The sequence below is a fragment of the Pseudomonas sp. TE12508 genome (genome assembly GCF_056279485.1).
In genome coordinates, this window is the sequence record NZ_JBWCCN010000014.1 from 68,715 (window position 1) to 93,161 (window position 24,447).

Sequence of the window (24,447 nt, forward strand, 5' to 3'; positions counted from 1 at the left end):
GGGGTGAGTTACTACCTTGGTACTGGCCCATCGGTACTTTCTGCATATTTCCCCGCCCGCCCAGGGTTCCTATGCTGACGCTACCTGTGATGGAGTGCCTTTATGCGCCAGCTCGCCCCTTATGCCTTGATCTACTTGCTGGCGATTGCCTGCGCCGCCGGGGTGGCGACCCAGGTTCAGGCGGCGGATGCACCGCTGCAAGTGCAGATCGGCTACCTCGGTTATCGCCCCGATCCCGGGCCATTGCTATCGAACGTCATTCCCGAGCCGACCGATGCCGGCCTGCGCGGCGCCGAACTGGCGATCACCGACAGCAACAGTACCGGGCGCTTTCTCAATCACAGCTACAGCCTGGTCAGCGCCAGCTTCGACAATCCGGACGCGCTGATCGAAGCGGCCAAAGCCCAATACGAACAAGGCCTGCGCCTGTTTGTGGTGAATGCACCGGCGCAGACCCTGCGCCGACTCAGCGCCGTGCTACCCGACAGCCTGCTGTTCAATGCCGGCAGCCCCGATGACAGCCTGCGCAGCACCGATTGTCTGCCGAACGTGCTGCACAGCCTGCCTAGCCGGGCGATGCTGGCCGATGCGCTGGCGCAATTTCTGGTGCTGCGCAAATGGCAACGGGCGCTGTTGATCGTCGGCCCGACCGCGGACGATCAAGCCTATGCCGCCGCCCTGCGCCGGGCGGCCAAACGCTTCGGCCTGCAACTGGTGGCGGAGAAAGCCTGGAGCTTCGATAACGATCAGCGCCGCAGCGCCCAGGCCGACATGCCACTGTTCACCCAGACCGCCGAGTACGACGTGGTGCTGGTGGCTGATGAACGCGGCGACTTCGGCGAGTACGTGCCCTACCAGACCTGGTATCCACGGCCGGTCGCCGGCACCCAGGGCCTGACCCCGGTGGGCTGGCACAAAACCGTGGAAACCTACGGCGCCGCGCAGTTGCAGAAACGCTTCGAAGCCCTGACCGGACGCTGGATGAATGACCGGGATTTCGCCGCGTGGATTGCCGTACGCAGCATCGCCAGTGCGGTGGGCAAACTGCGTCAGGCCGATGCCATGGCGATTCGTCAGTTGGAGATCAGCGATCAATTGCCGCTGGACGGCTTCAAGGGTCGCAAGCTCAGTTATCGGCCGTGGAACGGTCAGTTGCGCCAGCCAATCCCCATCGTGCAACCCCGGGCGCTGGTCAGCACTTCGCCGCAGGACGGTTTCCTGCACCCCGTCAACGAAATGGACAGCCTGGGTTACGACAAAGCCGAGGTCAGCTGCCGCTTTCTCTGATCCCTTTTTTTTCGACAACAACAATAAGGAATCTGCCATGCGCCGCACCCTGCTTTCCTGTGTCCTGCTTTCCTGGGCCCTGCTGCTCGCCGCCGGGCACGCCGCTGCCAGCACCGCCTGGGTCTCCAACGAAAAGGACAACAGCCTGAGCCTGATCGATATGCAGACCCTGCAAGTCACCGACACCCTGCCCGTCGGCCAGCGCCCGCGCGGCCTGTTGCTGTCCCACGACAATACGCTGCTGTACATCTGCGCCAGCGATTCGGATCGGGTCCAGGTGATGGACGTCGCCACGCGCAAGATCATCAAGGAACTGCCCTCGGGCAAAGACCCCGAGCAATTCGCCCTGCACCCCAACAATCGCTGGCTGTATGTCTCCAACGAGGACGATGCGCTGGTGACGGTGATTGACACCGAAACTTCCAAAGTGCTCGGCCAGATCAACGTTGGTGTCGAGCCCGAAGGCATGGCCGTCAGCCCCGACGGCAAGTGGGCGGTGAACACCAGTGAAACCACCAACATGCTGCACTGGATCGACACCAGCACCCAGACCCTGGCCGACAACACCCTGGTCGATCAGCGGCCGCGCTTCGTCGAATTCAATCCCGACGGCTCGCAGCTCTGGGCCTCGGCGGAAATCGGCGGCACGGTGACGATTCTCGACGTCGCCAGCCGCAAGATCCTCAAGACCCTGACCTTCCAGATCAAAGGCGTGCACCCGGACAAAGTCCAACCGGTGGGGATCAAACTCAGCGCCGACGGCAAGTACGGTTTCGTCGCGCTCGGCCCGGCCAATCATGTGGCGGTGATCGACGCCAAGACCTTCGAGATCGTTGATTACCTGCTGGTGGGCCGACGGGTCTGGCAGATGTCGTTTACCCCGGATCAACGGCAATTACTGGCCACCAATGGCGTCAGCGGAGACGTATCGGTGATCGATGTCGACAGCCTCAAGGTCACTAAATCGGTGAAAGTCGGGCGCTATCCGTGGGGCGTGGTGGTGACGCCATGAACGCCCTTGAAGTCAGCGACCTGAGTTTCGCTTATGGCCAGCGGGAGGCCTTGCGTCAGGTGAGTTTCAATCTGGCAGCGGGGCGTTTTGCCGCGCTGCTTGGACCGAACGGCGCCGGCAAGTCGACGCTGATTGCGCTGCTCACCCGCCTTTATGATGTGCAGCGCGGTGATATTCGGGTCGGCGGCTGCTCCTTGCGCACCTCGGCACGTCCAGCGTTGAAGCAATTGGGTGTGGTGTTCCAGCAAAGCACTTTGGATCTGGACCTCAGTGTTGAGCAAAACCTGCGTTATCACGCCGCGCTGCATGGCCTGTCCCGGCGCCAGACCAACCTGCGAGTCGACGCCGAACTGGCACGCCAGGCCCTGACCGAGCGCAGTCGCGAACGGGTGCGCGAGCTCAATGGCGGCCATCGTCGGCGGGTGGAAATTGCCCGTGCGTTGCTGCATGAGCCAAGCCTGTTGCTGCTCGACGAAGCGAGCGTCGGCCTTGATCCAGCCAGCCGACTGGCACTCAACCAACACATCCGCAGCCTGTGCCGTGAGCACAACATCAGTGTGCTCTGGACCACTCATTTGCTGGATGAAGTACAGCCCAGGGACGACTTGCTGATCCTGCATCAAGGCCGTCTGGTGGCCAGCGGACAGGCTGAGGCGTTGAGCCTGGAACACGGTGGCGACCTGGGTTCGGCCTTCGCTCACCTGACCACCCCGCCCCCTTCAGGAGCAATCGTCGGATGAACGCCTACTGGCAATGTTTCAGCGGTATCGTGCTGCGCGAATGGCTGCGCTTTGTGTTGCAGCGCACGCGGTTTCTCAGCGCGCTGGTGCGGCCGTTGCTGTGGCTGCTGGTGTTCGCTGCCGGTTTTCGCGCCGCACTCGGCATCGCCATCATCGAGCCCTACGACACCTACATCCCCTATGAGGTTTACATCATCCCGGGCCTGGCCTGCATGATCCTGTTGTTCAACGGCATGCAAGGTTCGCTGTCGATGGTCTACGACCGGGAGATGGGCAGCATGCGCGTGCTGCTGACCAGCCCCCTGCCCCGGACCTTCCTGCTGTGCAGCAAATTGCTGGCGACGTCGCTGATTTCACTGTTGCAGGTGTATGCCTTTCTGGCGATTGCCTGGCTGTACGGTGTGCAACCGCCGGCCATGGGTTTGTTGCTGGCCTTGCCGGCATTGCTGCTGGTGGCGTTGATGCTCAGCGCACTGGGCCTGTTGCTGTCCAACGCCATCCGCCAACTGGAAAACTTTGCCGGGGTGATGAACTTCGTGATCTTCCCGCTGTTTTTCCTGTCGTCGGCGCTGTATCCGCTATGGAAAATGCGCGAGTCCAGCGAGTGGTTGTATTGGCTGTGCGCCTTGAACCCGTTCACCCATGCGGTGGAACTGGTGCGGTTCGCGCTGTACGAACGCTTCAACTTGGTGGCGCTGGCGGTATGTACGGGGCTGACACTGATATTCACTCTGCTCGCCGTACTCACCTTCAACCCCCAGCATGCGGCCTTGCGCAAAACCAACTGACAACACAATTCCCCTGTGGGAGCGAGCCTGCTCGCGATTGCAGTGTGTCAGTCAACATCAATGCTGGATGTAATGGCCCCATCGCGAGCAGGCTCGCTCCCACAGTTGTTCTGAGGTGTTCACATATTTGTGTTCACAAGCAAAGTACCCGGCAATCCGGGCAAAATTACTACTTTAGTACTGGTTTACCTGTCTATCGTCGCATTCACAACGCACCGCTACTGGCATGTAATGGGTTCATAACTATAAGGACTGAACCCCATGCCGCGTGCACGACGTGTTCTGCTGTGCCCTTCTCTCGCCGCGCTGTCGCTGAGCCTGTTGCTGGGCGCCGCGCAGGCTGATACAGCGCTGTTTTCTGCCGACGGTTATCGCATCGGTCTATACCGCAGCCCAACCCCGACTCAGCTCCAGGGCGCGAGTATCATCGACACGCCTGCCCTGCAAAACCTGCTCAAGCACACGCCGCAGCCGCTGCTGATCGATGTCTACCGCCGGCAATGGCTGCAAGGCCGTTTCATCGAAGATGAGCCCCATGAAAACCTGCCCGGCAGCCATTGGCTGGCCAATACCGGTGACGGTGACCTGACACCCCCGTGGCAGGACTATTTCGCGCGCCACCTGCAACAATTGACGGCGGGCGACCTGACGCGACCGTTGGTCTTTTACTGCCGCTCCGATTGCTGGTTGAGCTGGAACGCGGTAAAACGCGCCGCGTCCATAGGCTATAAAACACTGTATTGGTACCGCGACGGACTGGATGCCTGGCAAGCGGCGAACCTGCCCGTGACGCCGGCCCGGCCCGAGCCCTTTCCCTGACGTGAGCGCTTGCGTGTTGTTGCCACACCCGAATCAAAAATAATGAGGTGAAAGGCCATGTACAAAATTCTGATTGCCGACGATCACCCGCTGTTTCGCGAAGCCATTCATAACGTCATCAGCGACGGTTTCCCCGGCAGCGAGGTCATGGAAACCGCCGACCTCGACAGTGCCCTGGCCCTGACCCAGGAACACGATGACCTCGACCTGATCCTGCTCGACCTGAACATGCCCGGCATGCACGGCCTCAATGGCCTGATCAACCTGCGCAACGAGGCGCCGACCATTCCGGTGGTGATCGTCTCGGCCGAGCAGGACAAACAAATCGTGCTGCAAGCCATCACCTATGGCGCGGTGGGGTTCATCACCAAGTCCTCGCCTCGGGTGCAGATGACCGAAGCCATCCAGCAGATCCTCAATGGCAATGTGTACCTGCCGCCGGACATCATCCGCACGCAGAAAAGCGGCACTCATCGCCGGATGAATGACACCCCGAGCTTCCCGCCCGAACTGCTCCAGGCACTGACCCGCAAACAACTGCTGGTGCTAGAGCGCATGACCAAGGGCGAATCGAACAAACAGATCGCCTACACCCTGGAAATCGCCGAAACCACGGTCAAGGCCCACGTCTCGGCGATATTGCGCAAACTCAATGTGCACAATCGGGTGCAGGCGATATTGAGTGCCGGGGATATTGATTTCGGGTCGTATTTGCGGCGTTGATGATCGTTCCCACGCTCTGCGTGGGAATGCCTCAACGGACGCTCCGCGTTCGGCTCTGGAAGGGACGCAGAGCGTCCCGGGCTGCATTCCCACGCGGAGCGTGGGAACGATCAGCTCAAGGCCGACCAAGCAAATGACTCATCGCCGTCTTGAGTTTCATCGGCCGCACCGGTTTGTGCATCAGGGTGTGGCCCAGTTCGCGGATCTGCTGTTTGAGTTCGTTGCTGTAGTTGGCGGTGATCATCATCGCCGGGATCGCTGAAGCGCGGCGGGCGTTGATGCGGGCCACGGCGTCGACACCATTCTTCTCGTCATCCAGGTGATAGTCGGCGATCAGCAGGTCAGCTTCATCGTGATAATTATCCACTTGCCGCGCCAGATCCTCCTCCGACAGCGCCGTGACCACCCGGCAGCCCCAACCTTCGAGCAAGGTGCGCATCCCGGCGCAAATGGCCGCGTCGTTGTCCAGCACCCACACCCGTGCACCGCGCAGGCGCTCGAGCATCGGTTCGCTCATCAACAGGTTCGGCAACGCCTTGGGCGCGGTGGCACTCAACGGCACTTCGACGGAAAACATCGAGCCCTTGCCCGGCCATGAACGCACGTGAATCCGGTGGCCGAGAATACGGGCGATTTTCTCGACAATTGCCAGGCCCAGCCCCAAACCGCGATCCTGATCCGGACGCTGAACATCACCGCGTTTGAACTCCTGAAAAATCTCCTCCAGACGGTTTTCAGCAATGCCCATGCCGCTGTCCCAGACCTCGATGGTCAGCCGCTGATGATGACGTCGGCAACCCAGCACCACGCGCCCGCTGTAGGTGTAACGAATGGCATTGCTCAGCAGATTACGCAGAATCCGCGCGAGCAACTGAATGTCGCTGCGCACCAACGCAGAACACGGAATGAAATGCAGCTCGAGGCCTTCGCTGCGGGCCACTTGGGTGTATTCGGCGGCAAGGTTTTCCAGCAATTCGCTGAGGGCGAATGGCGCAATGTCGGCCTTGATCACCCCGGCATCGAGTTTGGAAATGTCCACCAGCGTGCCCAGCAGGTTTTCCACGTCTTCCAGGGAATTGCTGACGTTGCGCACCAGCGTTTCGTTGGCCACCGGCTCCCGGCGTTCCAGCAGGGCGCTGGTAAACAGCCGCGCGGCATTCAGCGGTTGCAGCAGATCGTGGCTGACCGCTGCGAGAAATTTGGTCTTCGACAGGTTGGCCTGCTCGGCCTCGAGCTTGGCCTCGCGCAAGCGTGACTCCACCCGGCGGCGCTCGTCGATTTCGCGCAGCAATTGGTCATTGAGGGTGGTCAGTTCGGTGGTGCGTTCGCGCACCCGCAACTCAAGGTTCTGATAGGCCTGATGCAGCGCCTCGGCGGTGCGGCGGCGTTCGGTGATGTCGCGGATCAACACGAAAATCCCCACCACTTCCCCGGTGGCTAGGCGATTGGGCACGTAGGAGCGCAGCATGTAGCGCTCCTGATTGTTGATGTTGGTTTCGGCAAACTCGAACGTCACACTCTCGCCGGCCAGGGCCCGGGCCACGTAGGCCTCCAGGCGCTGGTAATGCTGCTCGCTGTGGACTTCGCGCAGGCTCTGCCCGAGCATCACGCCCCGGGGCCAGCAGTACCATTCTTCGTAGACCTTGTTAGTGAATTCATAGACCAGATCGGCATTCAGGTAGGCGATCAGCGCTGGCACATGGTCGGTGATCAGGCGAATCCAGCGCTCGCTTTCGCTGAGCGCTTCGGCGTGCTGGTAGCGTTCGGTGATGTCGGTGAAGGTGTTGACGAAACCGCCGGTGGGCAACGGATGGGTGCGGATTTCCAGCACCCGGCCATCGTAGAGGCGCTGCTCGCATTCCTGTACGTGCCGCCCGTTCGGATCGCGACTGGCCGGGGTCAGCAGGTTCAGTTCGCTGTCGGCAATCACTTCGGCGAATGGCCGATGAGCCGCCACCGGGGCCAGGCCGCTGAGCTCCAGGAAGCGCCGGTTCCACAGTTCCAGAATGCCCTCGGCGTTGACCATCGCCACCCCTTGGGACAGGTTGTCGACCGCCCGCTGCAACAAGTGCGACTTCTGCGCCACCGCCTGCTCGCGGCGCAGGGTTTCGCTGAGTTTGACGTCGGTAATGTCGGTGAACAGGATCACCCGCCCACCTTCCTGAGTCGGCCGTTCGCTGACTTGCAGCCAGCGCCCGTTGTGCAGGCGATAGAGCAGGTTTTCGTCGGCATGCCCGCGGGGTTCTTCACTGAACAGTCCGGTCGACGTCATCAACCGTTTGACCTCGCGCAGGCGCATGCCGGCGTTGATGCGCACCCGGCTGTTGCCCCAAAACGCCTTGAAGCGGCTGTTGAACAGCACGATCCGCTGCTCGGCGTCGAACAGCACAAAGGCGTCGGAAATGCTTTCGATGGCGTCGATCAAGTGTTGATGGGCGGTTTCGGCCCGCAGCCGTGCCTCGCTGAGCAAATGATTGCCGGCCTTGAGTTCGGCCATGGCCTGGTTCAGGGCGTCGGTGCGCTCACGCACCTGTTCGGCCAGCACCACCGAATGCTGGAACGCCGCGTACGGGTCGTTGCCCCGGGTGATGCCGGACTCGATGCGCTCGATCAGCGCGCCATTGATGCGCTGCAGTTTGTGGTTTTCGTGGCGCAGGCTGGCGATCTGCGCCTGAAGGTCAGCGCTGTCCAGGGGAGCGGCCTCGGGCAATGGCAACCCCGGTGAAGGTCTGGTTGATGTGCATGCCATTGAACTGTTCTCCGTAGGTGTTGAAACCCATCACCCGCTGCTCCCGCAAAAACGCGCCGATCTGCTCGAGATTGCCGCCGCCTTCCAGTTCCAGACGCCTGAGAAAACAGTCGCAGCCGATGGTCAGCAACAGGTCCCCGAGACGCTCCTGCAAACCGTCGAACAGGTTTTGCAGATTCGGCAGTATGGGGCCGGGGGTCATGACGGTGAGGACGATGCCGTTTTCCACCGCACAGTAGAAACTCAGGCTCAGGTCCGGATGAACCTGCTGGATCGCCCGCACGTAATACTGATCGTTGATCCGCACCGCCAACGGGTGCGCGGCAAACATCCGATAATCGAGGTCGGCCACCGCCACGCCGATGTGCCGGGCGTACTCTTCGGCGGCCGGTTCGGCGTTGAGCTCGAACACCCGGCGCGAGGCGCTGTCGGCAGCGGTGACCACCAGTTTCTCGGCCCTGGGCAGGATGTGGTGGGTGGTGAAGACTTCGAAGTCCAGCCAGGTATTGACCAGCACCACCACCGCCGCGCCGCTGTGAAACTCGCCGCCGAAGTACACATGGGTATGGGTCAGGTAGTTGTCGTCACCGGCCGATCCGCCGAAATGCGGAATGTCGCCCAACGCCGCGCTCAAGGCCGCCAGAACCATTTCTTCACGGCTGGACAAGCCATCGAGCAGGGTCAGGGCAAAGCTGTTGCCCTTGATCGGCGCCAGGGTGTTGCTGCGACAGCCGCTGACCAGTCGTTCGACCATTTGCTGGGCATCGATCAGGCTGAAATGCTCCATCTCGTCGATCAGTTCGGTGGAGATGGAAAAGTGACGATGATCGAAGCCCACCGCCGTCACGCAGCTGCGGCCATAGCCTTGGGGGGTGATTTCTCCGGCACTGGTGCAGCCCACCAGACGAATGCCGCCGAAGCTCTGTTGCAACGCCTGCCCCAGCGCCTGCAAGTCGTACTCGGCGGAACAGAAGAACAGCACGAAACCCAAGTGGGGGTGCAAGAGTTGTCGCGCCAGATCCTGAGCCGCCTGCTGGGCATCGGTGGCCTGGGACATGCCACTGACCACACCGTCGTTCTGAACCTGCTGCATCATCGCCCCTCGCCGGTGCGCCTGTATGAGGCACGAGTGTACGAAGCCTGCGGGCCGTGGCGAATGCTACTTGGGTAGCGGGTGGGTGGTTCGATGGGATGAGAGGGGGATTTGCACGATTGCGTGGCTGGAGCTTTTGTGGCGAGGGGGCTTGCCCCCGTTGGACTGCGCAGCAGTCCCCAAAATTGGCCGATGCGCGACCAGAATCGGGGGTCGCTTCGCGACCCAACGGGGGCAAGCCCCCTCGCCACAGGCAAGCTTCCTCGCCACAAGTAGTGGTTAGTCAGCCAGTTACCAGGTCAACACCGCCCCCACCGCAAACGTATCGGTGTCTTCATTCTGGGCGCTGGTGTCGTGGCCGTTGATTTCGAACTGGTTGTACTCGGCCACCAGCTTCAGGTTGTCGTTGACGTCATGGAACAGCGCAATGCCGCGGGTCTCGTAATCGGCACCGCTGCCGACCACGCCGTTGCCGTCGTCCTCGGTCTTTCCGTAAGACAATGCCAAGCGGTTTTTGCCCAGTTTGTAGGAGCCCTGCAACAGGTACCCGTCGCTGTCGACATTGCGCAGGGTCGGCTCGCCCGCGTTGTTGGTGAAGAACGGGTTGATGCCCTTGGCCTGGAAGCCGGAGCCGGTCAGCGACAACCCGCCCATCTTCGCCTGCACGCCGTAGCCGACGCCTTTGGAGGTGACGGACTCGACGCTGGAGTCGGTGTTGTCCGAAGTCTGGTAGCTGCCGTTGAGCCAGCTGTAAATCTTCGCCCCGCCGACGTCGAACTGATAGGTGATCTCGCTCTCGGTGCGCGGGTTTTCCTGATACGCCTTGCCCGTCGCGCTGCTGTCGTTGGTGTCGACCGGGTCCATGATCCCGACCGCCACCCGCAAGCCATCCATCACCGGGGTGCGATAGGTAATCTGCGACGTCGGGAACGGGTACGGGTAGCCGCTGCCGATGTTGCCGAACGACACCCCGCCGCCGTCAACCAGGCCCAATGTATCGCTGACCTGACCATAACCGGCGAGCAATTCGTCGAGCAGGATGTTGGAGCGGGCAAACAGGCCGAAGTCCTTGCCGATCAGCACCTCGCCCCACTCTGGATTGGCCACCGTGCCGTAGAACTGCCGCACGTCGATGGCGGTGTCGGTGCCGTTGGTTTCGCTGTCGTTGATGGTCACCCAGAACGAGGCGCGGGCGCCGAGTTTGAGGTCATTGACCTGCTTGCCCATGTTGAAGCCCAGGTAGTTGGGCAGGAATCCCATCTTCACCCGCGCCTGGCGCCGGTCGTACTGCTCGCCGGCCCGGTCCACGTCGCTGTTCACGTAGAAGGCGTTGATGTAGCCATCCGTGGAGAACGTGGTCTGGTCCTTGTCGTACAGCATGATCTCGGCTTCGGCCATTGAACTCAGGCCAAGGGACGACAGGCTGGCGATGAAGGCCGGCAAGAAACGATGCTTGAAGTTCTTATTGTTGTGCATGACGCGCTCCGCAACGGGGGACTTAATGTCGGAGGCGATTATCGAAAGTGGACCGGCGGCGTCATACGCTGCCTTGGGTGCGGTTGTGAGCTGCTTTGGATTGGCGGGTAGCGCGCGGCAAATTCGGTGTAAGACCGCCCGCTAGCCAGGCCCGGAACTTAGGGTGTAAGCCTGTGGACCGGACTGGCGTCCACAGGAACCGGTGTCCGCTAGGCGAGCGCTCTAAACAGCATGTAAACGGCGATCACCACGCAAACGCTGGCGAAGCCGATTTGCAGCCCTCGGGCCGGCACCCGCGCGCAGAGTTTTCGACCGAGGATCATCCCGACGATGCTGGCGACAATGAACGACCCGCCCAAACCATCGATCCGCACCCCCGCGTGAAACGCGCCGATCACGCCGATCACCGAGATCAGGCTAATCACCATCAACGACGTGGCGACGATGCCGCGCATCTGCACATCGGTCAGTTGCTTGAACGCCGGCACAATCAGAAAGCCGCCACCGACCCCGAGCAGCCCCGAGACCACACCGGTCACCGCACCGAGTGCTGCCAGGGTGGCGGTGCATTTGGCGGTCCAGGAAAAACGCCCGGTCTGCTGATCGAGCATGCAGTTCTTCTGGCCCCAGTTGGCATGCCCGTGATCGCTCGGGCCGTCGTCGTGCTTTTCCCGGCGCAGCATCCGCCAGGCCACCATGACCATCAGCAGACTGAACAGAACCATCAGAATTTTTTCCGGCAACTGATGGGCGAAGTAGATACCTACCGGCGAAAACACCGCGCCCAGCAGTGCAATCAACAACGCGGCGCGATAGCGCACCAGGCCATGGCGCAAACCGTCGATCGCACCGATCGCCGCCGCACTGCCCACCGCGAACAAGGCGACGGGCGCCGCTTGGGTCATGGTCAAGCCCAACCCCAGCACCAGGGCCGGCACCGCAAGAATACCGCCACCGGCCCCGGTCAAACCCAGCACCAGACCCATGACAACGCCGAAAAAACTGGCCAGCAACATAGGGTTCTCTCAGTCAACCTTGGACAGATGGGTCAGCCATTCACGGCCCTTGAGCAGGCCATTCCAGTAGAACCACGGCAGCAAGGTCGCCTTGAGGAACCAGGCTGAACGGCGCGCCACCGTCGGGTCGAGGGGAAAGGTCGGCAGCAACTTACCGGCGTAACCGAACTCGGCGAGGATCACCTTGCCCTTCTCCACCGTCAGCGGGCAGGAACCGTAGCCGTCGTACTTGAGTGGCAACGGCTGTTGCTTGCGCAGGGCCAGCAGGTTTTGCGCCACCACCACGATCTGCTTGCGCGCGGCGGCGGCAGTTTTCGCGTTGCTGGTGGAACAGACATCGCCCAACGCGAACACATCCGCATAGCGCACGTGTTGCAGGCTGTGCGGGTTCACTTCGCACCAGCCAGCGGCGTCGGCCAACGGGCTTCGGCGGATGAAATCCGGCGAGACCTGAGGCGGTACGACGTGCAGCAGGTCGAAGGTTTTTTCTTGTACGGTCACGACACCTGCAGCGTCCTTGACCTCGAACCACGCAGTTTTCGACGGCCCGTGAACTTTGACCAGATTGGAATTGAAAGCCAGCCGGGCGTTGTACTTTTCGATGTACTTCATCAACGGCGGCACGAATGTCGCCACGCCGAACAACGCAGCGCCAGCCAGATTGAACTCGACGTCGAACTTGCTCAAAACACCGGTTTTGCGCCAGTGATCGCAGGACAAGTACAAGGCTTTCTGCGGCGCACCAGCGCATTTGATCGGCACCGCTGGCTGAGTGAAGATCGCTTTACCGCCGCGCAATCCCCGGACCAGTTCCCAGGTGTAGGCCGCGTGCCGATAGCTGTAATTGGAGGTCACGCCGTTCTGGCCGAGGGTGTCCTGCAAGCCTTCGATTTTCTCCCAGGCCAGGCGCAGACCGGGACAGACAACGAGGTTCCGGTAACTGACGGTGCAGCCATCATCGAGAGTCAGCTGTTTGCTGTCGGGGGCGATGTCAGTCACGCACGCCTGCAACCAGGTGGCTTGGCGCGGCATCACCGAGGCCATAGGGCGCGCGGTGTTTTTCACTGCATAAGCACCGCCGCCCACCAGCGTCCACGCCGGTTGGTAGTAGTGCTGGCTGTCGGGTTCGATGACGGTGATGTTTAAACCCGGATCGCGTTTCAGCAGGCTGGCAACCAAACCAATGCCGGCGGTCCCGCCGCCTATTACCACGATGTCGGCACTGATGGATGGGCCCCAGTGTTGATCGTTCATTACTCATTCCTTGTTATTGCACGCATGGCGCCGGGTTCAGTCCTGATACCAGTCAGTTAAGCGCAATCCATGTGGGAGCGGGCTGTGGTGAGGGGGCTTGCCCCCGTTCGGCTGCGAAGCAGTCGTAAACCCATTAAATGCGGTTTGACTTTGAAATGCCGGGGTCGCTTCGCGACCCAACGGGGGCAAGCCCCCTCGCCACAAAAGCCCGCTCCCACATGGGATTGCGCTTGGCATCAGGTTCAGCCCCAGCTTTTCAACACCGCTCCGCAGTACAGGCCGGACAGCGTCTTCATCACCTGAATCACTTCGTGACTGGCTAAACCATAGAATATGTACTTGCCTTCACGACGGGTGACTACCAATCCTTCGTCGCGCAGGATGCCCAGTTGTTGGGACAGTGTGGGCTGGCGCACGCCGGTCATTTTCTCCAGTTCGCCGACGTTGCGCTCGCCCTGGGTCAATTGGCAGAGAATCAGCAAGCGGTCCTCGTTGGCCAAAGCCTTGAGCAGCGCGCAAGCTTTGGAGGCCGAGGCCCGGAGTTGGGCGACTTCACATTCGGTCAGACTGGATTGCATTTGCAGGATGCCTTCGACGTCACTTAAGCTGCGGACATTATGTTTAAACATAAAGTGTTGCAACCGGTTATTGCCTCCCGTCCCTTTCCACAGGTTCCTGCCATGTTTGCGTTGATTGAAGCCTTCCTCGACCCCGCCTCATCGACCTACAGCTACGTGATCTACGAACACGATGGCGGGCACTGCGCGATTGTCGACCCCGTGCTGGATTACGACCCCGCCGCCGGGCGCACCGCGACCGTCCAGGCCGACAAGATCATCGCCTTCGTGCGCGAACACCAGTTGCAGGTGCAATGGCTGCTGGAAACCCACGCCCATGCCGATCACCTGTCGGCCGCGCCGTATCTGCGTCGGGAATTGGGGGGCAAGATTGCGATCGGTGAGTCGATCAGCAAGGTTCAGGACGTGTTCAAGACACTGTTCAACCTTGAACCGGAATTCAGCGTCGATGGTTCGCAGTTCGATCACCTGTTCGCGCCGGACGAGTCATTCCGGATCGGCAATCTCAAGGCCACGGCCCTGCATGTGCCCGGGCATACCCCGGCGGACATGGCCTATTTGATCGACGGCGATGTGATTCTGGTGGGCGATACGTTGTTCATGCCGGACGTCGGCACCGCGCGTTGCGACTTCCCTGGCGGCAACGCCAACCAGATGTTTGCCTCGATCCACAAACTGCTGGCCTTCCCCGCCAGCGTTCGCCTCTACGTCTGCCACGATTACCCGCCCACCGGCCGCGCCCCACAATGCCAGAGCACGGTCGGTGAGCAGCGCCAAAGCAACATCCATATTCACGATGGCATTGATGAGGCTACCTTCGTCGCCATGCGCACCCGGCGCGACGCCGGGTTGGGCATGCCGACGCTGTTGTTGCCGGCGATTCAGGTGAATGTGCGGGCGGGGAATTTGCCGCCGGCGGAAGAGAATGGCGTGACTTACCTGAAGATCCCGATTAATAAGCTGTAAACCCATTCGATCGTTCCCACGCTCCGCGTGGGAATGCCGCCAGGGACGCTCCGCGTTCCGCTTCCGAATGTGACGCAGAGCGTCACGGGATGCATTCCTTTGCTGCGCGTGGGAACGATCAATTAGCCAGGGTCAACCCATTCGCCGGCAACGGCAGCGCCGTCTTATACCGCACCTGCTTGAGCGCAAAGCTCGAACGGATGTTCGCCACCCCCGGTACCTTGGTCAAAAAATCCATCATGAAGCGCTCCAGCGACTGAATGGTCGGCACCAGCACGCGGATCAGGTAGTCCGGGTCGCCGGCCATCAAATAGCACTCCATCACTTCCGGGCGATCCGAGATCGCCTCTTCGAAATGCTGCAACGCCTCCTCCACCTGTTTCTCCAGGCTGACGTGAATGAACACATTCACATGCAGCCCCAGCAAGTCGGCATCCAGCAGGGTCACTTGCTCACGAATCAGCCCTAATTCTTCCATCGCCTTGACCCGATTGAAGCACGGCGTCGGCGACAGGTTCACCGAGCGCGCGAGGTCGGCGTTGGTGATGCGCGCGTTCTCCTGAAGGCTGTTGAGAATGCCGATATCGGTACGGTCCAGTTTGCGCATGAGACAAAACCACCTGCTTTTTATGTTTATGCAGAATTTTTATCCTTAAATAACCTCAGGCGCAACGAAACAGAGAGAAATATTCTTCTGGGCCCGGCCTATGATTGTTGTAGGACAAGATTTCTTCTACCGAGGAATGACTGCCAGCTCACTACAAGAAATTCACAAGATCGAGCGTAGAAGCCATGAACCAAGCGTACGAACCGCTGCGCCTGCACGTTCCCGAACCTTCGGGCCGCCCCGGCTGCAAAACCGACTTCTCCTACCTGCATCTGACTGACGCAGGCTTGGTGCGCAAACCCCCAATCGACGTTGAACCGGCCGACACGGCTGATCTGGCCAAAGGCCTGATTCGCGTGCTCGACGACCAGGGCAATGCCCTCGGTCCATGGGCCGAAGGCGTGCCAGTCGAGATCCTGCGTAAAGGCATGCGCGCCATGCTCAAGACGCGGATTTTCGACAACCGCATGGTGGTCGCCCAGCGTCAGAAAAAAATGTCGTTCTACATGCAAAGCCTTGGCGAAGAAGCCATCGGCAGCGCCCAGGCCCTGGCCTTGAACATCGACGACATGTGCTTCCCCACCTACCGTCAACAAAGCATTCTGATGGCCCGCGACGTGCCGCTGGTCGACCTGATCTGCCAACTGTTGTCCAACGAGCGCGATCCGCTCAAGGGCCGTCAGTTGCCGATCATGTACTCGGTCAAGGACGCCGGCTTCTTCACCATTTCCGGCAACCTCGCCACCCAATTCGTACAAGGCGTGGGCTGGGGCATGGCCTCGGCGATCAAGGGCGACACCAAAATCGCCTCGGCCTGGATCGGCGACGGCGCTACCGCCGAGTCGGACTTCCACACCGCCCTCACCTTTGCCCACGTCTACCGTGCGCCAGTGATCCTCAACGTGGTCAACAACCAGTGGGCGATCTCGACGTTCCAGGCGATTGCCGGTGGTGAAGCCACTACCTTCGCCGGACGCGGCGTCGGTTGCGGCATTGCCTCCCTGCGGGTCGATGGCAACGATTTTGTCGCGGTGTACGCCGCCTCTGCCTGGGCCGCCGAACGTGCGCGCCGCAACCTCGGCCCGACCATGATCGAATGGGTCACCTACCGCGCCGGCCCGCACTCGACGTCCGATGATCCGTCCAAATACCGTCCTGCCGACGATTGGAGCCACTTCCCGTTGGGCGACCCAATTGCGCGCCTCAAGCAACACCTGATCAAAATCGGTCAGTGGTCCGAAGAGGAGCACGTCGCGGTCAGTGCCGAACTGGAAGCCGAAGTGATCGCCGCGCAGAAAGAAGCCGAGCAGTACGGCACCCTCGCCGGCGGCCAGATTCCGAGCGCCGCGACCATGTTCGAAGACGTCTACAAAGAGATGCCGGAGCACTTGAAGCGCCAGCGTCAAGAGTTGGGGATCTGACATGAACGATCACAACAATAAAATCGAGTTGGAAACCGCCATGACCACGACCACCATGACCATGATCCAGGCCCTGCGCTCGGCCATGGATGTGATGCTTGAGCGTGACGACAACGTCGTGGTGTTCGGCCAGGACGTGGGCTACTTCGGCGGCGTGTTCCGTTGCACCGAAGGCCTGCAGAACAAGTACGGCACCTCTCGGGTGTTCGACGCGCCGATCTCCGAAAGCGGCATCGTCGGCGTTGCCGTGGGCATGGGCGCTTACGGTTTGCGGCCGGTGGCCGAGATCCAGTTCGCCGATTACGTCTACCCGGCGTCGGACCAGATCATTTCCGAAGCGGCACGCTTGCGCTATCGCTCGGCCGGCGAGTTCACCGCACCGATGACCCTGCGCATGCCCTGCGGCGGCGGTATCTACGGCGGCCAGACCCACAGCCAGAGCATCGAGGCGATGTTCACCCAGGTCTGCGGTTTGCGCACCGTCATGCCGTCCAACCCTTACGACGCCAAAGGCCTGCTGATCGCCTCCATCGAAAACGATGACCCGGTGATCTTCCTCGAGCCAAAACGTCTGTACAACGGCCCGTTCGACGGCCACCACGACCGTCCGGTAACCCCTTGGTCGAAACACCCCGCCGCGCAAGTACCGGACGGTTACTACACCGTGCCGCTGGACGTCGCTGCCATTGCCCGTCCGGGCAAGGACGTGACCATCCTGACCTACGGCACCACGGTTTATGTGTCGCAAGTGGCGGCTGAAGAAACCGGTATCGACGCCGAAGTCATCGACCTGCGCAGCCTGTGGCCGCTGGACCTGGATACCATCGTCAAGTCGGTGAAGAAAACCGGCCGTTGCGTGATCGTTCACGAAGCGACCCGCACCTGCGGTTTCGGCGCCGAACTGGTCGCCTTGGTGCAAGAGCACTGCTTCCACTACCTGGAAGCGCCGATCGAACGCGTCACCGGTTGGGACACTCCCTACCCGCACGCGCAAGAGTGGGCGTATTTCCCTGGTCCGTCCCGCGTGGGCGCGGCTTTGCATCGGGTTATGGAGGTCTGAATGGGTACGCACGTTATTAAAATGCCGGACATTGGCGAAGGCATTGCAGAAGTTGAACTGTCTCAGTGGCACGTCAAGGTCGGCGACATGGTCGTCGAAGATCAGGTGCTGGCCGATGTCATGACCGACAAGGCGATGGTCGACATTCCATCCCCGGTGCATGGCAAAGTGATTGCGCTGGGCGGCCAGCCCGGCGAAGTCATGGCCGTCGGCAGCATTCTGATCAGCATCGAAGTCGAAGGCGCGGGCAACGTTAAAGAGTCGGCTCAGCCGGCAGCTGTAAAAGAAGTGCCCGTTGCAGCGCCTAAAGTTGAAGCGGTTGTTGGAAGCAAACCGGTTGCGGCACCTCGCCCGGCCGCCGCGTGCCAGGGTCCGATGGTTGCGCGCGAGGCCGATGAACGTCCGCTGGCCTCCCCGGCCGTGCGCAAACATGCGCTGGACCTTGGCATTCAATTGCGTCTGGTGCGTGGCAGCGGCCCTGCCGGCCGTGTGCTGCACGAAGACCTCGAAGCCTGGCTGGCTCAGGGTCAGTCGAATGCATCGACCGCCACCGCCGCTTACGCCCAGCGCAACGACGAACAGCAAATCCCGGTGATCGGTATGCGCCGCAAGATCGCCCAGCGCATGCAAGACGCCACCCAGCGTGCTGCCCACTTCAGCTACGTCGAAGAAATCGACGTCACTGCCGTTGAAGAACTGCGCGCGCACCTGAACGAAAAACACGGCGCAACCCGCGGCAAGCTGACCTTGCTGCCGTTTCTGGTCCGCGCGCTGGTCGTGGCTCTGCGCGACTTCCCGCAGATCAACGCCCGCTACGACGACGAAGCCCAGGTCATCACCCGCCTCGGCGCGGTGCATGTGGGCGTCGCCACCCAAGCCGACATCGGTTTGATGGTGCCTGTTGTGCGCCATGCCGAAACCCGCAGCCTGTGGGACAGCGCCGCGGAAATCTCGCGTCTGGCCACCGCTGCGCGCACTGGCAAAGCCAGCCGCGATGAGCTGTCCGGCTCGACCATCACCCTGACCAGTCTCGGCGCCCTAGGCGGCATCGTCAGCACCCCGGTGTTGAACCTGCCGGAAGTGGCAATCGTCGGCGTGAACAAAATCGTCGAACGGCCGATGGTGGTCAAAGGCCAGATCGTGATCCGCAAGATGATGAACCTCTCCAGCTCCTTCGATCACCGCGTGGTCGATGGCATGGACGCGGCGCAATTCATCCAGGCCATCCGTGGCTTGCTCGAACAACCCGCCACGCTTTTTGTTGAGTAGGCATTTGTGGAGAAGGTCATGCAACAGACTTTGAACACCACGCTGCTGATCATCGGCGGCGGCCCTGGCGGTTATGTGACGGCGATCCGTGCCGGTCAGTTGGGCATTTCGACCATTCTGGTGGAAGGCCAATCGTTGGGCGGCACCTGCCTGAACATCGGCTGCATTCCGTCGAAGGCGTTGATTCACGTCGCCGAACAGTTCCAGCAGACGCAGCATCACAGCCAACACTCGGCGCTGGGTATCAGCGTATCGGCGCCGACCCTGGACATCGGCAAGAGCGTCGAGTGGAAAGACGGCATCGTTGATCGCCTGACCACCGGCGTTTCGGCGCTATTAAAGAAGCACAAGGTCCAGGTCATTCAAGGCTGGGCCAAAGTGATCGACGGCAAGACCGTCGAAGTCGGCGACACGCGCATTCAATGCGAGCACCTGGTGCTGGCCACCGGTTCGAAAAGCGTGAACCTGCCGATGCTGCCGATTGGCGGGCCGATCATCTCTTCTACCGAAGCCCTCGCGCCGACGTCCGTGCCGAAACGGCTGGTCGTGGTCGGTGGCGGTTACATCGGTCTGGAGCTGGGGATTGCTTATCGCAAGCTCGGCGCCGAGGTCAGTGTGGTCGAGGCGCAGGATCGTATCCTGCCAGCCTACGACGCCGAACTGACCCATCCGGTACACGAAGCGCTCAAGCAACTCGGCGTAAAGCTTTACTTGAAGCACAGCGTTGAAGGTTTTGATTCACAAGGAAATATGTTGCAAGTTCGTGACCCGAATGGCGACACCTTGAACCTGGAAACCGATCAGGTACTGGTGGCTGTCGGCCGCAAACCCAACACTCAAGGCTGGAACCTCGAAGCCTTGAATCTGGACATGAACGGCTCGGCGATCAAAATCGACAACCGGTGCCAGACCAGCATGCGCAACGTCTACGCCATCGGCGACTTGAGCGGCGAACCGATGCTCGCGCACCGGGCCATGGCTCAGGGTGAAATGGTTGCCGAGCTGATCAGCGGTAAACACCGCGAATTCAACCCGACCGCCATCGCCGCCGTGTGCTTCACCGACCCGGAACTGGTGGTGGTCGGCAAGACCCCGGACGAGGCCAAGGCTGCGGGGCTGGACTGCATCGTGTCCAGCTTCCCGTTCGCCGCCAATGGCCGGGCGATGACGCTGGAGTCGAAAAGCGGATTCGTGCGGGTGGTCGCTCGTCGGGACAATCATGTGATTGTTGGTTGGCAAGCAGTGGGTGTGGGCGTGTCGGAGTTGTCGACGGCGTTTGGCCAGAGCCTGGAAATGGGCGCTCGTCTGGAAGACATCGCCGGCACCATCCACGCGCATCCGACGCTCGGTGAGGCGGTTCAGGAAGCGGCGTTGCGTGCCCTTGGTCACGCGCTGCACCTCTAACCGCCTCACCTGATCGTTCCCATGCTCCGCGTGGGAATGCCTCAACGGACGCTCCGCGTCCGCTTTAGGGACGCGGAGCGTCCCGGGCTGCATTCCCACGCAGAGCGTGGGAACGATCAAAGGAACGCATTCCGGGCTGCGAAATGGGCCCGGAATGAAGTATTGTTGTCCCCATCCAGAAAAATGTCAGAAGCCTTGAACCGTTTCGGCGGTTGTTAAGTGATAGAGGGTGTCATGGGTAACGAAAGCATCAATTGGGACAAGCTGGGTTTTGACTACATCAAGACAGACAAGCGCTATCTGTCGCACTGGCGTAATGGCGAGTGGGACAAAGGCACCTTAACCTCTGACAACGTGCTGCACATCAGCGAAGGCTCCACTGCCCTTCACTATGGCCAGCAGTGCTTCGAAGGCCTGAAGGCCTACCGCTGCAAGGACGGTTCGATCAACCTGTTCCGCCCGGACCAGAACGCCGCACGCATGCAACGCAGCTGCGCGCGCCTGCTGATGCCGCACGTGTCCACCGAACAGTTCGTCGAAGCGTGCAAGGAAGTGGTACGCGCCAACGAGCGTTTCATCCCGCCTTACGGCACCGGCGGCGCGCTGTACCTGCGCCCGTTCGTGATCGGCGTGGGTGACAACATCGGCGTGCGTACCGCGCCCGAGTTCATCTTCTCGATCTTCTGCATCCCGGTCGGCGCTTACTTCAAGGGCGGTTTGACCCCGCACAACTTCCTGATCTCCAGCTACGACCGTGCCGCCCCACAAGGCACCGGTGCGGCCAAGGTCGGTGGCAACTACGCCGCCAGCCTGATGCCGGGCTCCCAGGCCAAGAAGGCGCATTTTGCCGACTGCATCTACCTGGACCCGCTGACCCACACCAAAATCGAAGAAGTCGGCTCGGCCAACTTCTTCGGGATCACCCACGACAACAAGTTCGTCACCCCGAACTCCCCTTCGGTGTTGCCGGGCATCACCCGTCTGTCGTTGATCGAGCTGGCCAAAACCCGTCTGGGCCTGGAAGTGGTCGAAGGTGACGTGTTCATCGACAAGCTGTCCGACTTCAAGGAAGCCGGCGCTTGCGGTACTGCCGCAGTGATCACCCCGATCGGCGGTATCAGCTACAACGACAAACTGCACGTGTTCCACAGCGAAACCGAAGTCGGCCCGATCACCCAGAAGCTCTACAAAGAGCTGACCGGTGTACAGACCGGCGACGTCGAAGCGCCAGCGGGCTGGATCGTCAAGGTTTGATTTGACGCAACCGTCCGTTTGAACAAAAAAGCCCGGCCATCATCTTGAAGGCCGGGCTTTTTTTCGTCCGCGAATCGTGGAAAAGGTCACTAGACTTGCCACGTCCAACAGCCATCAACGGGTGCCATCAAAACCATGGGAAAACTCTGGCGAAAGTATCTGGCCTTGCTGGACACCGACTTCACCACGCAAGTGTTCGACAACATCAAGAACCTGCTGGTGTGTGCGCTGATGTTTGCGGCGGGCACCAACGCATTGCACAGCGATCAGTACTTGTTTATGGGGTTTCTCACCTCAAGCCTCGCCGGCTGGGGATTGATCCTGCTGTCAGCAGTGCTGATGCTGCTTAATGTCAGCGACGGCCTGCGTCGGCTGTCCAGGTTGCCGTATCACACGGCGTTTCAGATCATTCTGTTTCTGGTCTACCTGGTGCTGGCGGTGCGGGTGGTGGAGATTGTCTGGAATTTCAGGGCGTAGTGGTCACAACACCAAGTGTTTGCCAATGCAGCTCATCTTGAGCAATGCGGGCAAACATCCACTCCACAAACACCCGTGTCTGCGCCGTCACGTCCGGTGCAACGCCGTAGTAATAACGCGGCAACGGCAGACGCAACTCGGGTAACGGGCAAATCAGGCGTCCGCTCGAGAGGTGAGTGCCCAGCAAAGAGGTTGGGCACAGGGCGATACCCTGTCCATCCACGGCAGCCTGAAGCGCCAGGTGCATGTGATCAAACTGCCGGGTTACCTGGGTGGCTGACTGGCTTTGACCAAAGTGCATGGCCCAATTGTGCCAGTCTTCGCGACGCGCCTTGACGGTCAGTAACGTGTGCCGGCTCAGCGAAGTGAGGTGTTCAAGTGGCAGGCGCTCAATCAGCGATGGCGCCGCGACCAGTAATAGTTCGTCTTCGAAGAGCGGTCGCGCTTCAATCGCCGGTGCCCAGTCGTCACGGCCACGGCGAATGACGACATCGAACCCGTCGCGTGCCTGATCGGGTGCCTGGGTTTGGGTGATCACCTGCGGCTTGATGCCTGGGTGCTGCGCAACAAAATCCGCCAGCCTGGGCGTCAGCCAAAGCACGGCAAAGGACGGACGGACATTGATCTTCACGGTAGGCAGCGAGGCATGTTGCTTGAGCGCAGCGGCAGCGTTGGCGATCTGCGACAGCCCGGCGCTGACCTGCTCATAAAAGCGCTGGCCGGCCGGGGTTAGTACCGATTGACGGATGCGCCGCTCGAACAGCAGCACGCCCAGGTACTCCTCAAGCAATTTGATGTGCCGGCTGACGGCACTGTGGCTGACATGCAGCTCTTCGGCCGCCAGCCTGAAGCTCTGATGACGAGCAGCAACGGCGAAGGCGCGAACAGCATTAAGCGGCGGTAGTTGATTTTTCATGGGTCTAATTTAGTCACCTATGCGCTTTAATTAAAGCGTTTGTCACGCTCGTTTCGTCACGCCAATCTGCCAACACGCAGCCAGCGCCACCGACGGAGCAAGACATGAACAACTATGGACTCTTTGTACTTTTCGCCACCCTGACCATTTTGAGCCCGGGGCCAGGCGTGGTCCTGACCCTGTCCAACGCGGTGCGACACGGTTGGACGGGGGCCGTGCCGGGCATTCTGGGGGTCGCGTCGGGGGCATTTGTCGTCGCCGCCATCAGCGCCACCAGTGTTGGCCTGATACTCAGCACCTCCGCGAACGCCTTTACCGCGTTGAAATACGCAGGGGCCGCCTATTTGTTGTACCTGGGCTACAAAAGCTGGCGCTCGGATCGTTTGAGCACCCTGCTTGAAATGCGCCCCTCAAGCCCTGGCTATCGCTTCCTTGAAGCGGCTTCGATGCAGCTGTTGAACCCCAAGGCGGTGTTTTTCTTTCTGGCGGTGTTCCCGCAATTCATCGACACCTCAGCGCACTTCTACACCCAGTTCATCAAACTGGTCGCTTCCTACGGGGTACTGGTGATTCTGGTGCATGGCAGCTATGCCTTGCTCGCCAATGCCGCCAAAGGCTGGTTGTCGAGCCCGAAGGGTTCCTGGCTGGCGGCGAAAGTCTCGGGCGTGACCTTCGCCGGCTTTGGCGTGCTCATGGCCTCGTCCAGTCGCTAAGCCGCGGGACTGGCGATCGCGCGGCGCCTGGTCTCGGTGGACGCAGGTTGTGCTGTCGCGGCCTGAACCGGCAGCTCCATGGCGAACCGGCTACTGAGTTCCTTACGCCCCAGCGCCGTCAACGCCAGCGCCCGACTGTCCAGGTCCTGCGTCACCCATTTGCGTTTGATCGCCGTTTGCAGCAACGCCGCACCCAAGGCACCGCCCAGGTGGGGCCGACGCATGCTCCAGTCCAGGCAGGGGCAGGCGAAGCGGCGGCGCAAGGTGCCGAGGTCTTTGACGTCGATGCCCAATCCTTCGAACAACGCTTCACCACTGTCGCTCAGTCGATAAGCCTGCTCATCGGTTTCCAGCAACCACCCCGCTTCGATCATCCGGTCATGCAGCAATACCGCCAGCGTGCCGGCCATGTGGTCGTAGCAGGTGCGGGCGAATTGCAGGCGATCCGGGGTGCGCGGGTTGAACGTCGGCGCGGCGTTCTGGCCGATCACCATCAGCGCTTCGAGTGCCTGGGCCACGCGCTTGTCCGCGAGGCTGTAATAGCGGTGGCGGCCCTGAACGTGCAAACGCACCAGCGCCAGTTCCTTGAGCTTGGCCAGGTGAGCACTGGCGGTCGAGGCGCTGACTTCGGCAATTGTCGCCAGCTCGGTGCTGGTGCGGGCGTGGCCGTCCATCAGCGAACAGAGGATTTTCGTTCGGGCAGGTTCCGCGATGGCGGCAGCCACTTGAGAGACGCCGATGTCGTGTTGTTCTGCGTTCATATTTCGCTCCCGGACGAATCAAGGCCCTTTCGGACTGGAGATAGTAGCAACACTTTCCAACCAC

General features: G+C 61.0%; 23 protein-coding genes. 14 read left to right on the forward strand and 9 right to left on the reverse strand.

What is annotated here, in order from left to right; translation table 11 throughout:
• Positions 1-102 precede the first annotated feature (102 nt).
• The 6 genes from ACZ9IM_RS19585 (at position 103) to ACZ9IM_RS19610 (ending at position 5,369) form a co-directional block, all read left to right on the forward strand.
• On the forward strand, positions 103-1,287 hold the full coding sequence (locus ACZ9IM_RS19585; RefSeq protein ID WP_476224746.1) for an ABC transporter substrate-binding protein: 1,185 nt from the start codon (positions 103-105) through the stop codon (positions 1,285-1,287).
• A 37-nt stretch (positions 1,288-1,324) separates the two neighbouring features.
• Positions 1,325-2,299 (forward strand): YVTN family beta-propeller repeat protein, encoded by a 975-nt coding sequence (locus ACZ9IM_RS19590; protein ID WP_476224747.1) that lies wholly within the window; start codon positions 1,325-1,327, stop codon positions 2,297-2,299.
• Positions 2,296-3,039: an ABC transporter ATP-binding protein gene (locus ACZ9IM_RS19595; protein ID WP_476224748.1), complete on the forward strand. Its 744-nt coding sequence runs from the start codon at positions 2,296-2,298 to the stop codon at positions 3,037-3,039. The genes ACZ9IM_RS19590 and ACZ9IM_RS19595 overlap by 4 nt, the downstream gene beginning before the upstream one ends.
• A complete protein-coding gene (locus tag ACZ9IM_RS19600) occupies positions 3,036-3,827 on the forward strand; it encodes an ABC transporter permease (RefSeq protein WP_401172225.1) in 792 nt (263 codons plus the stop codon). Before ACZ9IM_RS19595 ends, ACZ9IM_RS19600 begins: the two co-directional genes overlap by 4 nt.
• Positions 3,828-4,088: 261 nt before the next feature.
• Complete coding sequence (locus ACZ9IM_RS19605; RefSeq protein WP_476224751.1) at positions 4,089-4,646, forward strand: PQQ-dependent catabolism-associated CXXCW motif protein; 558 nt, start codon at positions 4,089-4,091, stop codon at positions 4,644-4,646.
• A gap of 57 nt (positions 4,647-4,703) precedes the next feature.
• Positions 4,704-5,369 (forward strand): response regulator transcription factor, encoded by a 666-nt coding sequence (locus tag ACZ9IM_RS19610; protein ID WP_008005351.1) that lies wholly within the window; start codon positions 4,704-4,706, stop codon positions 5,367-5,369.
• A gap of 115 nt (positions 5,370-5,484) precedes the next feature.
• Here the strand turns inward: ACZ9IM_RS19610 and nahK are convergent, their stop codons facing one another.
• From nahK to ACZ9IM_RS19640, 6 genes are all read right to left on the reverse strand, one after another.
• Entirely contained in the window at positions 5,485-8,118 is a 2,634-nt protein-coding gene (gene nahK / locus ACZ9IM_RS19615) for a hybrid sensor histidine kinase/response regulator NahK/ErcS' (protein ID WP_427623597.1), read from the reverse strand.
• Positions 8,048-9,211, reverse strand: a complete 1,164-nt coding sequence (nosP, locus tag ACZ9IM_RS19620) for a nitric oxide-sensing protein NosP (RefSeq protein ID WP_427623626.1) — start codon at positions 9,209-9,211, stop codon at positions 8,048-8,050. The genes nahK and nosP overlap by 71 nt, the downstream gene beginning before the upstream one ends.
• Before the next feature lie 291 nt (positions 9,212-9,502).
• Positions 9,503-10,687, reverse strand: coding sequence for a porin (locus ACZ9IM_RS19625; protein WP_476224752.1), 1,185 nt, complete (start codon positions 10,685-10,687; stop codon positions 9,503-9,505).
• Positions 10,688-10,896: 209 nt separating this feature from the next.
• Complete coding sequence (locus ACZ9IM_RS19630; protein ID WP_007895129.1) at positions 10,897-11,703, reverse strand: sulfite exporter TauE/SafE family protein; 807 nt, start codon at positions 11,701-11,703, stop codon at positions 10,897-10,899.
• 9 nt (positions 11,704-11,712) lie between these two features.
• Complete coding sequence (locus ACZ9IM_RS19635) at positions 11,713-12,957, reverse strand: NAD(P)/FAD-dependent oxidoreductase (protein WP_476224753.1); 1,245 nt, start codon at positions 12,955-12,957, stop codon at positions 11,713-11,715.
• A gap of 242 nt (positions 12,958-13,199) precedes the next feature.
• Positions 13,200-13,535 (reverse strand): ArsR/SmtB family transcription factor, encoded by a 336-nt coding sequence (locus tag ACZ9IM_RS19640; protein ID WP_032830345.1) that lies wholly within the window; start codon positions 13,533-13,535, stop codon positions 13,200-13,202.
• A gap of 102 nt (positions 13,536-13,637) precedes the next feature.
• Here ACZ9IM_RS19640 and ACZ9IM_RS19645 point away from each other — a divergent pair, with 102 nt between their 5' ends.
• Complete coding sequence (locus ACZ9IM_RS19645; protein ID WP_476224754.1) at positions 13,638-14,501, forward strand: MBL fold metallo-hydrolase; 864 nt, start codon at positions 13,638-13,640, stop codon at positions 14,499-14,501.
• A 118-nt stretch (positions 14,502-14,619) separates the two neighbouring features.
• Here the strand turns inward: ACZ9IM_RS19645 and bkdR are convergent, their stop codons facing one another.
• Positions 14,620-15,108: a Bkd operon transcriptional regulator BkdR gene (gene bkdR / locus ACZ9IM_RS19650; protein ID WP_017339472.1), complete on the reverse strand. Its 489-nt coding sequence runs from the start codon at positions 15,106-15,108 to the stop codon at positions 14,620-14,622.
• 185 nt (positions 15,109-15,293) lie between these two features.
• Here bkdR and ACZ9IM_RS19655 point away from each other — a divergent pair, with 185 nt between their 5' ends.
• From ACZ9IM_RS19655 to ACZ9IM_RS19680, 6 genes are all read left to right on the forward strand, one after another.
• A complete protein-coding gene (locus ACZ9IM_RS19655) occupies positions 15,294-16,529 on the forward strand; it encodes a 3-methyl-2-oxobutanoate dehydrogenase (2-methylpropanoyl-transferring) subunit alpha (RefSeq protein WP_007895123.1) in 1,236 nt (411 codons plus the stop codon).
• Between the two features lies 1 nt (position 16,530).
• Entirely contained in the window at positions 16,531-17,589 is a 1,059-nt protein-coding gene (locus ACZ9IM_RS19660) for an alpha-ketoacid dehydrogenase subunit beta (protein ID WP_007895121.1), read from the forward strand.
• Positions 17,590-18,858, forward strand: coding sequence for a dihydrolipoamide acetyltransferase family protein (locus ACZ9IM_RS19665; protein WP_476224756.1), 1,269 nt, complete (start codon positions 17,590-17,592; stop codon positions 18,856-18,858).
• 18 nt (positions 18,859-18,876) lie between these two features.
• Positions 18,877-20,262 carry a dihydrolipoyl dehydrogenase gene (lpdA, locus tag ACZ9IM_RS19670; RefSeq protein ID WP_476224757.1) on the forward strand — a complete coding sequence of 462 codons (1,386 nt, stop codon included), beginning with the start codon at positions 18,877-18,879 and terminating at the stop codon, positions 20,260-20,262.
• 234 nt (positions 20,263-20,496) lie between these two features.
• Positions 20,497-21,516, forward strand: a complete 1,020-nt coding sequence (locus ACZ9IM_RS19675; RefSeq protein WP_007895114.1) for a branched-chain amino acid aminotransferase — start codon at positions 20,497-20,499, stop codon at positions 21,514-21,516.
• 135 nt (positions 21,517-21,651) lie between these two features.
• Complete coding sequence (locus ACZ9IM_RS19680; RefSeq protein ID WP_008071311.1) at positions 21,652-21,993, forward strand: hypothetical protein; 342 nt, start codon at positions 21,652-21,654, stop codon at positions 21,991-21,993.
• Here the strand turns inward: ACZ9IM_RS19680 and ACZ9IM_RS19685 are convergent.
• Complete coding sequence (locus ACZ9IM_RS19685; protein ID WP_476224759.1) at positions 21,983-22,909, reverse strand: LysR substrate-binding domain-containing protein; 927 nt, start codon at positions 22,907-22,909, stop codon at positions 21,983-21,985. The genes ACZ9IM_RS19680 and ACZ9IM_RS19685 overlap by 11 nt on opposite strands.
• Positions 22,910-23,013: 104 nt before the next feature.
• Here ACZ9IM_RS19685 and ACZ9IM_RS19690 point away from each other — a divergent pair, with 104 nt between their 5' ends.
• Complete coding sequence (locus tag ACZ9IM_RS19690) at positions 23,014-23,622, forward strand: LysE family translocator (RefSeq protein ID WP_476224760.1); 609 nt, start codon at positions 23,014-23,016, stop codon at positions 23,620-23,622.
• Here the strand turns inward: ACZ9IM_RS19690 and ACZ9IM_RS19695 are convergent.
• The gene (locus ACZ9IM_RS19695) at positions 23,619-24,383 is read right to left on the reverse strand and encodes an ArsR/SmtB family transcription factor (protein WP_476224761.1); all 765 of its coding nucleotides are present in this window, start codon (positions 24,381-24,383) and stop codon (positions 23,619-23,621) included. The two genes, ACZ9IM_RS19690 and ACZ9IM_RS19695, sit on opposite strands and share 4 nt — an antisense overlap.
• Positions 24,384-24,447 lie beyond the last annotated feature (64 nt).

Coding starts and splice junctions, on each gene's coding strand:
- ACZ9IM_RS19625 (WP_476224752.1), bottom strand. CDS start 10,687: ATGCACAACAATAAGAACTTCAAGCATCGTTTCTTGCCGGCCTTCATC.
- ACZ9IM_RS19695 (WP_476224761.1), bottom strand. CDS start 24,383: ATGAACGCAGAACAACACGACATCGGCGTCTCTCAAGTGGCTGCCGCC.
- ACZ9IM_RS19675 (WP_007895114.1), top strand. CDS start 20,497: ATGGGTAACGAAAGCATCAATTGGGACAAGCTGGGTTTTGACTACATC.
- nosP (WP_427623626.1), bottom strand. CDS start 9,211: ATGCAGCAGGTTCAGAACGACGGTGTGGTCAGTGGCATGTCCCAGGCC.
- bkdR (WP_017339472.1), bottom strand. CDS start 15,108: ATGCGCAAACTGGACCGTACCGATATCGGCATTCTCAACAGCCTTCAG.
- ACZ9IM_RS19600 (WP_401172225.1), top strand. CDS start 3,036: ATGAACGCCTACTGGCAATGTTTCAGCGGTATCGTGCTGCGCGAATGG.
- ACZ9IM_RS19655 (WP_007895123.1), top strand. CDS start 15,294: ATGAACCAAGCGTACGAACCGCTGCGCCTGCACGTTCCCGAACCTTCG.
- ACZ9IM_RS19685 (WP_476224759.1), bottom strand. CDS start 22,909: ATGAAAAATCAACTACCGCCGCTTAATGCTGTTCGCGCCTTCGCCGTT.
- ACZ9IM_RS19630 (WP_007895129.1), bottom strand. CDS start 11,703: ATGTTGCTGGCCAGTTTTTTCGGCGTTGTCATGGGTCTGGTGCTGGGT.
- ACZ9IM_RS19610 (WP_008005351.1), top strand. CDS start 4,704: ATGTACAAAATTCTGATTGCCGACGATCACCCGCTGTTTCGCGAAGCC.
- nahK (WP_427623597.1), bottom strand. CDS start 8,118: ATGGCATGCACATCAACCAGACCTTCACCGGGGTTGCCATTGCCCGAG.
- ACZ9IM_RS19665 (WP_476224756.1), top strand. CDS start 17,590: ATGGGTACGCACGTTATTAAAATGCCGGACATTGGCGAAGGCATTGCA.
- ACZ9IM_RS19590 (WP_476224747.1), top strand. CDS start 1,325: ATGCGCCGCACCCTGCTTTCCTGTGTCCTGCTTTCCTGGGCCCTGCTG.
- ACZ9IM_RS19595 (WP_476224748.1), top strand. CDS start 2,296: ATGAACGCCCTTGAAGTCAGCGACCTGAGTTTCGCTTATGGCCAGCGG.
- ACZ9IM_RS19645 (WP_476224754.1), top strand. CDS start 13,638: ATGTTTGCGTTGATTGAAGCCTTCCTCGACCCCGCCTCATCGACCTAC.
- ACZ9IM_RS19585 (WP_476224746.1), top strand. CDS start 103: ATGCGCCAGCTCGCCCCTTATGCCTTGATCTACTTGCTGGCGATTGCC.
- ACZ9IM_RS19640 (WP_032830345.1), bottom strand. CDS start 13,535: ATGCAATCCAGTCTGACCGAATGTGAAGTCGCCCAACTCCGGGCCTCG.
- ACZ9IM_RS19660 (WP_007895121.1), top strand. CDS start 16,531: ATGAACGATCACAACAATAAAATCGAGTTGGAAACCGCCATGACCACG.
- lpdA (WP_476224757.1), top strand. CDS start 18,877: ATGCAACAGACTTTGAACACCACGCTGCTGATCATCGGCGGCGGCCCT.
- ACZ9IM_RS19690 (WP_476224760.1), top strand. CDS start 23,014: ATGAACAACTATGGACTCTTTGTACTTTTCGCCACCCTGACCATTTTG.
- ACZ9IM_RS19635 (WP_476224753.1), bottom strand. CDS start 12,957: ATGAACGATCAACACTGGGGCCCATCCATCAGTGCCGACATCGTGGTA.
- ACZ9IM_RS19680 (WP_008071311.1), top strand. CDS start 21,652: ATGGGAAAACTCTGGCGAAAGTATCTGGCCTTGCTGGACACCGACTTC.
- ACZ9IM_RS19605 (WP_476224751.1), top strand. CDS start 4,089: ATGCCGCGTGCACGACGTGTTCTGCTGTGCCCTTCTCTCGCCGCGCTG.